General features: G+C 71.1%; 9 protein-coding genes. 5 read left to right on the forward strand and 4 right to left on the reverse strand.

Annotated elements, in window-relative coordinates:
* Window positions 1-583: 583 nt before the first annotated feature.
* On the reverse strand, window positions 584-1,834 hold the full coding sequence (locus DVH02_RS28310; RefSeq protein ID WP_233518510.1) for a transcriptional regulator: 1,251 nt from the start codon (window positions 1,832-1,834) through the stop codon (window positions 584-586).
* Between the two features lie 231 nt (window positions 1,835-2,065).
* Between DVH02_RS28310 and DVH02_RS28315 the strand changes: the two genes are divergently transcribed.
* The 5 genes from DVH02_RS28315 to DVH02_RS28330 all read left to right on the forward strand — a co-directional run bounded on the left by DVH02_RS28315 (window position 2,066) and on the right by DVH02_RS28330 (window position 6,187).
* Window positions 2,066-2,704, forward strand: a complete 639-nt coding sequence (locus tag DVH02_RS28315; RefSeq protein WP_114626702.1) for a hypothetical protein — start codon at window positions 2,066-2,068, stop codon at window positions 2,702-2,704.
* Complete coding sequence (locus DVH02_RS28320) at window positions 2,704-3,324, forward strand: hypothetical protein (protein WP_114626703.1); 621 nt, start codon at window positions 2,704-2,706, stop codon at window positions 3,322-3,324. Before DVH02_RS28315 ends, DVH02_RS28320 begins: the two co-directional genes overlap by 1 nt.
* Before the next feature lie 31 nt (window positions 3,325-3,355).
* Window positions 3,356-3,529 (forward strand): hypothetical protein, encoded by a 174-nt coding sequence (locus DVH02_RS35725; RefSeq protein ID WP_199566447.1) that lies wholly within the window; start codon window positions 3,356-3,358, stop codon window positions 3,527-3,529.
* A gap of 91 nt (window positions 3,530-3,620) precedes the next feature.
* The gene (locus tag DVH02_RS28325) at window positions 3,621-4,787 is read left to right on the forward strand and encodes a YcaO-like family protein (protein WP_114626704.1); all 1,167 of its coding nucleotides are present in this window, start codon (window positions 3,621-3,623) and stop codon (window positions 4,785-4,787) included.
* Window positions 4,784-6,187 (forward strand): TfuA-like protein, encoded by a 1,404-nt coding sequence (locus DVH02_RS28330; RefSeq protein WP_114626705.1) that lies wholly within the window; start codon window positions 4,784-4,786, stop codon window positions 6,185-6,187. The genes DVH02_RS28325 and DVH02_RS28330 overlap by 4 nt, the downstream gene beginning before the upstream one ends.
* Here DVH02_RS28330 and DVH02_RS28335 read toward each other — a convergent pair.
* From DVH02_RS28335 to DVH02_RS28345, 3 genes are all read right to left on the reverse strand, one after another.
* Window positions 6,106-7,434: an MFS transporter gene (locus tag DVH02_RS28335; protein WP_114626706.1), complete on the reverse strand. Its 1,329-nt coding sequence runs from the start codon at window positions 7,432-7,434 to the stop codon at window positions 6,106-6,108. The genes DVH02_RS28330 and DVH02_RS28335 overlap by 82 nt on opposite strands.
* Before the next feature lie 210 nt (window positions 7,435-7,644).
* Entirely contained in the window at window positions 7,645-8,016 is a 372-nt protein-coding gene (locus DVH02_RS28340) for a nuclear transport factor 2 family protein (RefSeq protein ID WP_114626707.1), read from the reverse strand.
* Window positions 8,017-8,090: 74 nt separating this feature from the next.
* Window positions 8,091-9,968, reverse strand: a complete 1,878-nt coding sequence (locus tag DVH02_RS28345; protein WP_114626708.1) for a bifunctional metallophosphatase/5'-nucleotidase — start codon at window positions 9,966-9,968, stop codon at window positions 8,091-8,093.
* Window positions 9,969-10,323: the final 355 nt, after the last annotated feature.

Here is a 10,323-nt window from a genome sequence, read left to right on the forward strand (position 1 = left end):
GTCCCCGTGGTCGGCCGTCGGAGCCGACGGCCGACCACGGGGACGTGGGTCAGGCCGCGAGGAGGGCCCACCGCCGGGTAAGGCTGACGGGGCGCGCGGGGGCGCGCTACTGTCGTGAGTATCCATCAGGAAGCGTCTTCTTCCTCGGTGGTCAGGCCCCCGATCGGGATCGCTAGTCCCGGCCGGGGGCCGACGTATGTCTGGGGTGATGTGTCCTGCAAAGCGTAAGGCAGCCGAGGGACACCAAATCCACCAAAACCAGGGATGTTCACCCGCCCGAGTGAGTGCGAGCGACGGGCGGGTGGGGTGGGGTGGGGCTTGGTGGGGTTCTTTCTCCTCTCACGTCCTTTGGACAAAGAGCACCGCAGCCGCCGAAACCCGCCGGAACGAGTTCCGGTCACGCGAGACGCGATTCCGCCCAGACGATCTTGCGCGGGAACAGCCCCGGCCGCGGCAGGTGGGCAGCGGTTGGCGGTAGCGATGGTTCCGGCTCGCGCGCCGCAGAAACGAAACCCGGCCGTGAGAGCGCCTTTGCCGACCGACGCTGGGGTCGCTTGCCCAGGTCACTTGCCGCAGAGCCCTGTCAGGCGAGAACTTGGCCGAGGAGATCTCGGGGGCGGCCGCCGAGGGCCTGATGGAGGACTTCGGCTCTGGACCTGATCAGGCCGTCACGGTACGGGCCCGGGAGACGGTCGAAGATCCCCGCCGCCATCTCGGCCGCCGCTGAGGGGTCGCCGTCGAGACGCAGACAGGCGGCGGTGTCCATCGCGATCAGGGCCCGGGTCATCACCGACGGAGAATCGGTGAGGTCGAGCGCGTCGTCCTGGGCCGAATAGGCGGCTTCGGTATTCCCGAGGAGGGTGTACGCCTGGGAGAGATGCACGAAGTGCTTCTGTCCTGGGTAGCCGAACCAGGTGTCGGCGGCTTCACGCCCGTCGAGGCGCTCGACCAGGTCCCGCACGTCCGTGACCGCCGTCGCGGCGCCTCGGTGATCGCCGATGGCGGCAAGCGAGCGGGCCGTGACGGCCGCTGCCAGCGCTCCGGCCGCAGTCGGTGTTCGGCCAGCTGCCTTGCGGGCTCGGGCGGCGATGCGCACGGCCGCCTCGGGGGCTCCGTAGTTCAGCGGCACCATCGCGTGCCGTGCCAGTACCCAGGCGGTCATCCGGCGGTCGCCGGATTCCCGGGCCGCCTTCTCCGCAGTCGCGAACCAGCGGAAGGCGTCTCCCTTGTCACCCCGGTCGTGTTGAACGATGGCGACGAGCCCGGCGAGCCCGGCGGCGGTGCGGGCGAGATCGGCTCGCGCACTGGCCGGGTGGGGTTGGTTGAGGACTTGGCCGAGGAGGTCGAGATCCGCCTGCATCCCGCTCAGCACTTTGTCGGGTGCCCGGCCGTGGTAGCCCCCTCGGTGGCGCTCGAATGCCGACTCCAGATAGGCCAGGTCACCGGCCGCGGAGCCCGCGAGGGCGCCGTCGATGCCCTCGCGGGCCTGTGCGATGCCGGGCGATGCGGTCGCGCCTACCGCAGCGGCCGCCACCCCGAAGAACCTTCGTCGATTCACGTCCTCTTCCTCCCCGCGCCGGCTACGTCGGTGCTGCCGCGATGCGGCGACCGCCCGCTGCACTTCCTCGACACTCAGCCCGTATGCACGGGCGATCGTCTTGTGCCAGTCCGGGACCGGTAGCCGCTTCTCCAGTTCCCACCGTTTGATGTTCTCCCAGTCGAACCATCTGCCGTTCTGGGCCTGTTGAACGATCTGGGCCTGCTCGTCGCGGGCGCGGCCGGCGTCTTCGCGGATCGATCGCAGTAAGACGCCAATGCCGTCCGGAGCCACCATGGCACTTTCCCCTCCGTCGCCGTCGGGTGCGGCCCTCGTCCTGGCCCCCCGGAGCGGCCCCCCGCCGGGAAATGCACCCCTTCGTGGCCCCTCATTCCTGATGTTCCCCGGCAGTTCAATGGACGAACGCCGCCGGCCTCTCGGCTCGCCGCCGACACGGCCCCGACAGCGAGCCGCGGTTCCGCCATCCGCACGGCGCCACCCGGACAGAGAGACCACCTGGAGGGGATCATGGACACCGAAGCACCCGTGAAACGGCTACCGGCTCGCGCCGCGTGGGAGGAAACGGGAACGGCTCTTGTTCCCGGGGTCCTTGAGCCGGACCGCTTCAAGGCTCTGGCCGAGGAGGCGCACGGCAGGCTCGAACTGGTCGAGCCCCACATCCACGAACACACAGCCGCACACCGCGACGGATCGTTCGCCTCCCCGGTCCACTGCGGCTTCATCCCGCCCGGCCCTGTTCTGGAGGCCCTGGCCTACGACAAAGTCCTGCTGATGGCCCTGCGCAGGACCACCGGCATTCCCCGGCTGATCCCGCGCGGGGGCGCCGTCGTCCTCTACCGGGAAGGCGACTTCCAGGGCCTGCACACGGATTCGGTGAAGTCCACCGTGACCGTCGCTGTCGCGCTGACCGAGCATCTGCCTCCGATGGGCTGGGCTCCGGACCTTCTGGGGGCCTTCCCCGACCGCCTCGGGGAGGTCGTCATCGAGCACGGCGTCTTCCCCGCGGGCGAGGGCTTCACCACCCTGACCCACCCGTACGGCGACGGCAGCGTCCGGGCGTTCGCCGGATATCACGTCCCGCACTGGCGTCGCCCGCTCACCGTTCCGATGGGCCTGTTGGCAACCATGTCGTTCATGGACCTGTGATGGCCATGACGCCGCGCCAGCTCTGGCTGGCAGAAGGCCGAGCAGTCATCACGGAGGACGTGGCCGACCTTGGGCTCTGGGACGAGATCGCGGAGGAGGCCGCCCGGTGCGAGCCGCACGCGGTCGTCCGACACAACCAGCGGCCGGGACTGCTGGTGATGCGGGACGGATCGATCACCTCCCCCCAGCGGTGCCGGGTCCACACCGGCGGAGACGCGCTCAGCCGGCTGGCCATGTCCAAGGGCCTGGCAGAGGCAGCGGGCGAGGCGACCGGTCGCGCCCGGATGACCCCGGTCCGTTTCGGTCTGAAGTTCTACGAGCCCGGCGACTACATGCACGTTCACCGGGACGACGGAAAGTGTGGAATCACCTTCTCGTGCGGCCTGACCCCCGGCCTCGTCTCCATGGGGTGGCTTCCCCGCCTGCGGTGGCTGACGAGCCGGCAGGTGGCCGACCGTCTCGGCGACACCCCGTACCCCGACGGCGGCGAGACCTTCCCGGTCCGCCACCGCGTCCTCACCGGATTCGACGGAAGCCGAATCCCTCACTGGCGTACCCCGCTCGACTCGCCGTCACGCGAGGTGCTGATCACCATCTGCTTCACCGACCTCTCGGTGTAGCACCGTCCTTCTCGATCAAGGAGGAACGACCATGTCCCAGCAGATCCCGTCCGCCACGACGCAGGCCGTGGACCCGGCCGACTTCGTGGCCGATCTGCACGCCGAGGGCAACATGCCGCAGAACTCGGGCGGCGACCCGGCCGTGCCCGACTCCGCCTTCCCCGACACCCACACCTACCCGCTGCCGTCAGCCCGACGGCCGTAGGCAGTAGCTGAACCCGCCGCCCGGCCGTCGGGCGCCCCGCATGGCCAGGGAACCCGGCGGCCGGGCTTCAGCACCTGCGAAGGGAAGATCCATGCGCAAGACATATTTCGAAGGCGCCCACCGGACCCGCCATCCCGACCACACCTGGGAGGCGATCCGGCCACTGCTGACGGCGTACGGCATCACCCGCGTCGCCGACGTCACCGGGCTGGACGACATCGGCATCCCTGTGACCATGGCCGTGCGCCCTCTGGCCCGCACGCTGTCCGTAGCCCAGGGCAAAGGCACGACACTGGCCGCCGCCCGGGTCTCGGGAGCCATGGAAGCCATCGAGGCATGGCACGGCGAACGGGCCGTCCCGGCAGCCGACTTGCGGGCCCCGGCCGACGGGCTGGACCTGCCCTATCCGGTGACCGCCCTGGAGAGTCATCCCGGGTCTCTGGTCACCGGCCGGACGGTCCTGGACTGGATCACCGCATGCTCGGAGCCGGATCACGAACACGTATTCGTTCCAGCGGCGTGCGTACGGCTGGGCCGCGAAACCCACGGCCGTTGGCGGCTGCACCTGCCCAGCGCGTCCACGAACGGCCTCGCCTCCGGCAACACCCACGCCGAGGCCGTCGTCCATGCTCTGGCCGAACTGATCGAGCGCGACACGATCAGCGCTGTCACCTGCGGACAGGGGCGCGGCCGGCTCGTCGATCCCGACAGCATCGAGGACAAGCACTGCGCGGCGCTGATCGACCGGTTACGGGCGGCCGGGGTCTGGCTGGAGCTGTGGCACCTGCCGAACCGGTTCGGGGTGCCCGTCATGAGCTGCTACCTGTGGCGCGAGGACCAGCCGGCCCTGCTGGTCGCCGGCTCCGGCGCCCACCTGGACCCCCACGTCGCCCTGTCCCGGGCGATCACGGAGGCGGCCCAGTCCCGGCTCACCCAGATCACCGGCAGCCGGGAGGACATCCACCCGGCCGCCTACCGGACCGCCGTACACCATGGCCCACGGCCCTCCACGGGCCCCGGCGCCAGGTGGGCACAGGTCGCCGCGCAGTACACCACCGGGTTCGTCACGGACAGCGGCGAGGCCGAGCACCTTGCCGCCCGCATCAAGGCCGTCACCGGCCACCACCCGCTCGTGGTGGACCTCACTCACGGACCCCACCGACGGAGCGAGTTCGCCGTCGTCAAGGTGCTGGCCCCGGCCCTGCGCTACGACGCCCGGCACATCATCCCCCGGCCGGCCCAGGAGGCGGCCGCATGACCATTCATGTCTTCTCCGGGCCGAGTATGCCCGCCGCACGGGTCCGCGAGGTCCTGCCCGACGCCGTCACGCACCCCCCGGTCCGCCACGGCGACCTGATGCGGCTCGGCGCCGGTCCGGGCGACACCGTGTTGATCATCGATGGACTCTGGCACCAGAGCGCGCCGGTACGGCACAAGGAGATCCTGGCGATGCTGGCCGAAGGGGTCGCCGTGGTAGGCGCCGCCAGCATGGGAGCCCTGCGGGCTGCCGAACTCGCCCCGTACGGGATGGTCGGTGTCGGCCGGATCTTCGAGGACTTCCGTGGCGGCGTTCTGGACGCGGACGACGAAGTCGCCGTGCTGCACACCGACGACGGCCGCCCGTTGTCCGAAGCTCTCGTGAACCTGCGGGCCGCCCTGACCCGGGCCGCCGCCGACGGGCAGCTGGGCGGTATCGAAGCGGACCGGCTCGCCGCCCTGGCCCGCACCCTCCCCTGCGCTTCCCGGTCGTGGACCGCGCTGGGCTGCCTCGCGGCCAGGGAGGGGCTGGGGCCCGCGTTCAGCCGGGCGGACGCCTGGCGCCGCACGCATCCCGGCGATGCCAAGAGGCAGGACGCCGAGCGGGCTCTTGCCTTCCTTGCCGCCGGCCTGCCCTCAGCCCCCGGCGCCGGGGCGTGGACGGGCGAACCGTGGCAGACCAGCTTCGTCCGGTACTGGCAGGCGGAATTCCAGCCGGTCGCGGTGGCGGGCGAGCCGCCCGTGAGTTTCCTCGCTCTCCTGCATCATCAGCAGCTGTACGACCCGGGGTTCCCTGATCGGTGGCGGACTCGGGTCCTGGCCGCCCTCACGCATGAGAGGTTCGACGGCATGTGCCGCCCGGTACGATCCGCGGCGGTGGAGCGGTCCGCCCTGCGGTGCGCCGCCGCGGCAGGCGTGGAGGTAGCCGACATGTCCGGCGACCAGCTCGCCCACTGGCTCACCGAAGAGGAGATCGGCCGACTTCCGCCCGACGAAGCGCTGGTACGGGTCGTCGTCCGCTCCGCCCGCCTGGACGGGGCGTGGACAGTGTGGCCCGCCACGGTGGCCGAAGCGGGCAGCCTGCTCGGTTCCGTCCACCGCGCGGCCGAGGCCGTGACCGCCGCATTCGACCTCAACGCCGAGATCGAGGCAGCGGACCCCCACCACACCACGGCTCACCTGCGCAGCGACCGCATCGCCGCTCACCTCGCCCGGCGCTGGGGGCTTCCCGAGGGATACGGCCGGGCCGTACTCGACGCGGCGGCCCGGGACCGGGCGTTCCGCGACTTCGCCGGGGCCGTCGAGGTCGCCCGAGCGTTCTACCTCTCCGCCCGCGCTGTGGTCACGGCCCCGTCGTCGTCCTTGGCCGCCTGCGACGCGAGGCAGAGCCTCCGGACCTGAGCAACGGCCAGCGGCGCGACGGCGGCGGTCGCGATGATCAGCGCGCCTGTCGCCAGGGTGGTGCGGAGCCCCAACAGGTGGGAGGCGGGACCGGCGAGAAGATAGCCGAAGGGCACGGGCAGGATCTGCCCGAGCGTCGAGTAGGACAGGGTCCGGCCCATCCGGTCCGCCGGAATCCGCTCCTGCACCAGCGAGGCCCACACGGTCATGCCGACCGCCAGCCCCGTGCCCGCCACCCCCGCGGCGGCCACGAGTGCGGGCAGCGGCACGGCGGCCGCCATCGCCGCCAGCGGTACCGCCATCGAGCCGGTGCCCGCGCAGACGACCAGCCCGACCCGGCGCGGCTTCCACATCAGGGCCAGCGCTGCCCCGGCCACCAACCCGGCGGTGAAGCCGGACACCACCACACCCCACGGGGCCGCGCCGCCGAGAACCTGCTGCCCGTACACCGGGCCCAGAAGCTGGTAGCCGACCAGCCATACGGGAACGATCACGGCGGCCTGGCAGACCATCACCCACAGCCAGCGGCGGGAGCGGAAGTCGTCCCATCCCTCGCGCAGATCGGCGGTGAACCCGGCACGGGTCTCGACGGTCTTGGCCTTGAGGCTGATCCGGGAGAAGAGGAGCGCCGAGGCGGCGAACGTCACGGCGTCCCATCCGAGGGCCCAGCCAGGGCCGGCCACGGCGACCAGGACACCGCCCAGTGCCGGCCCTGCCACCTTCACCGTATTCTGGCCGATCTTCAGCAGGGCGTTGGCCGCGTGCCGCAGTTCGGCCGGGACCACCTCCACGACGATGCCCCCGGCCGCCGGGGTGAAGAAGGCACCCGCCGCCCCGCAGACCGCCGACATCGCCACCAGATGCCACACCCGGGCCACGCCCGAGACCAGCAACAGCACCGCCGCCACCTCCGCGACCGCGCAGACGACGTTGGACCACACCATGACCCGGGCCCGGGACAGCCGGTCCGCGACGACCCCGCCGACGAGCAGCAGCAAGATCTGAGGCACGACACTCGCCGCGAGAACCGCGCCCAGCGAGCCCGGCCCCCCGCCGATCTGAAGGACCGCGAAGGCCAGACCGATGGGCGCCACGGCCGAGCCGGTCCAGGAGAGCAGACGGGCGGTGAAGTGCAGCCGGTACGGTCTGACGGCCAGTGGAGCGCCTGCCTCCCGGACCCGGGCAGCCCAGCTGATCCGTGGAACGGGCCCCGCTGGATTCCGGTCGTGCGGCCGCGCCCTGCCCAAGATCCAACTCCGCCCGGAGAACACGAAATCCCGGCAGCGGGACGCCACCGGGAAGGTCGCCCCGACTGTAGAGCAACCCGAAGATCGTGTGTCGCAGAAACACGATCAGGCACCCGGCGGCGCCACTGCGCCGCCCCGCACATCCCCCCGTACGCCCCATACGCCCCGGCCCGACCCGCACGCCCCGCACGCCGCGCCCGCCGCGCCCGCTCAGCTCGTGGGAGTGCCCTGGTGGAAGTAGAGCCGCCAGCCCGTGGCCGTCAGCCGCCACAGGGAGCTGCGCCGGACGCGACGCCCTCCGTTGTCGGCGAGGTACGTCAGGTGGACGATGCCCGGGGCGAGTACGGCCCCCGCCAGCTCGCTGACCTCGACGGGGGACTCCGGGAGCACGGAACCCGCGCTCGTCACCGTGAGGATCGACGTCGCGTCCCAGCGCCGTCCCGACGCGCCGATCTCGGTGAAGTCCGGGTCCAGGAGGGCGGAGACCAGCTCGGGCGACGCGCGCACACCGGGGTCGAGGAGGCGCGTCTCGGCCGCTACGGCCGCCTGAACGGCCCGTTCATCGCTCTCGTCCACCACCATGCGCACCGACCCTACGCATGCCGGAGGGCGGCAGGCCCGTGGCCCGCCGCCCTCCGCGTCACACCCGTACCGGATTACTTGATGATCGTGATCCGGTCCGCCGCCGGCGGGGCCAGCGGGGTCGTGGCCGACGAGTTGGCCTTCAGGTAGGCGTTGAACATGTCCAGGTCGGACGCGCCGACCAGCTTGTCCGTGCCCTGGCCCAGGACCGCGAAGCCGTCGCCGCCGCCCGCGAGGAACTCGTTCATCGCGACGCGGTAGGTCTTCGACGGGTCGAGCGGCTCGCCGTTCAGCCGCACCGTGTCCGTGACGACCCGGGCGGCGCCCGTCTTCGTCATGTCGAGGGTGTAGGTGAGGCCCCTGGAGACCTGGAGGATCTTCGGGGACGCCTCGTTCGCGCCGCTGACCTGCTGCTGGAGCGCGGTGATCACCTGGGCGCCGGTCAGGTCGACCGCGTTCATCATGTTGGTGAACGGCTGGACGGTGAACGCCTCGCCGTACATCACCACGCCGTCGCCCTCGCTGCCCGAGGCCGCGTAGACCAGGTCGGCCCTGATCCCGCCCGGGTTCATGAAGGCGAGCTGCGCGCCGCCCTTGTCCGCCGCCGACATGCCGTCGAGTTGGGCGTCCGCGATCAGGTCGCCGAGGGGGGACTCGGGGGTGGTGGCGCCGCGGCCGTTGATGTCCGCCGAGATGTAGCCCTGCGGGGCGTTGGCGATCGGCGCGGCGATCTTGTTCCACCGGTCGATCAGCGAGGTCATGTCCTTGGCCTTGGCCTGGTCACGGCTGACGATGTGGTTCGCCGACTTCACGCTCGTACGGACGATGTCCTTGGTGCGCAGGTCGTAGGTGAGCGTGGTGTCCGTGTACAGCTTGCCGAACGACGACGCCGAGGTCACCAGGCGCGGGTTGCCCGCCGGGTCCTGGATGGTGCAGGCGTACGCCTGGTGCGTGTGGCCGGTCACCAGCGCGTCGACCTTGGGCGAGACGCCCTTGGCGATCTCGACGATGGGGCCGGAGATGCCGTCACCGGCGCCGGGGCTGTCGCAGTCGTAGTTGTACGAGGTGGAGGCGGGGGCGCCGCCCTCGTGGATCAGCGCGACGATCGACTTGACGCCCTGCTTGTCGAGTTCCTTGGCGTACTTGTTGATCGTCTCGACCTCGCTGTGGAACGTGAGGCCCTTGACTCCCTCGGCGGTGACGATGTTCGGCGTGCCCTCCAGGGTCACTCCGATGAAGCCGATCTTGACGCCGTTCTTCTTCCAGACCGTGTACGGCTTGAGGATCGGCTTGCCGGTCTTCTCGGACGTCACATTGGCCGCGAGGTAGGGGAAGTCGGCCCCCTTGAACTTCTTGCCCTTCTCGTAACAGCCCTCGGTCGGGTGACAGCCGCCGTTCTGGAGCCGGGCCAGTTCGACCGCGCCCTCGTCGAACTCGTGGTTGCCGACGGCCGTCACATCGAGGTCGACCTTGTTGAGCGCCTCGATCGTCGGTTCGTCGTGGAAGAGACCGGACAGCAGCGGGCTGGCACCCACCATGTCGCCGCCCGCCGCGGTGATCGAGTACGGGTGGCCCTTGCGCGCGGTGCGCAGCGAGGTCGCCAGGTACTCCATGCCGCCGGCCGGTATCGCCTTGACCGTGCCGTCGGCCTGCGTCTCGTTGACCGTGCCGGCCGAGCCCGCCGGGGGCTCCAGGTTTCCGTGCAGGTCGTTGAAGGAGAGCAGTTGTACGTCGACGGTGTGCGGCTTCGGCTTGGGCTTCGGCTTGCCGTGGCCCTGGTTGCCGTGGCTCTGGCTGCTGCCGTGCGCCTGGGCGTTGGCCTGGGCGTTGGCCTGCGGGTGGCCCTGCGCCGTGGCCGGCATCGCGGCGACCAGCGCGCCGACGGTGGCCAGACCAGCGGCAGCGGCGAGCACCCGCCGTGCCGCGCGGTTCTTCTGCGGTGTCGCTGACATCGATCCCCTTGGATTGTGCGCGTAGCTGAGTGCTGAGTGAGGTGGGCCGCCGTGGGGGGCTCGCGAAGCTCCGGAAACCGCAGAGGTCCGCGTGCGGCAGCCTAGAGTCAACGCGCGTAGCTCAACAGAGGGAAAGGGTTACGAGCTGGTTGCCATTGAGGGTGCGGGCCCGGATCGGGGGCCGGGCGGGGGCCACCGGTGAGGGTGGTGGCGGTACGGGCACGAGCCCGGCCGGCCGCTCACCACCGTGCCCTCGCCGTACCCTCGACGCATGACTGACGCAGCAGCCCTTGAGCCCGGCCGGCAGATCCAGACCCTCGACGCGCTCACCCCCGAGCAGGCCGAGGACGTCCTC

Source organism: Streptomyces corynorhini (assembly GCF_003346515.1).
Classification (GTDB): domain Bacteria; phylum Actinomycetota; class Actinomycetes; order Streptomycetales; family Streptomycetaceae; genus Streptomyces; species Streptomyces corynorhini.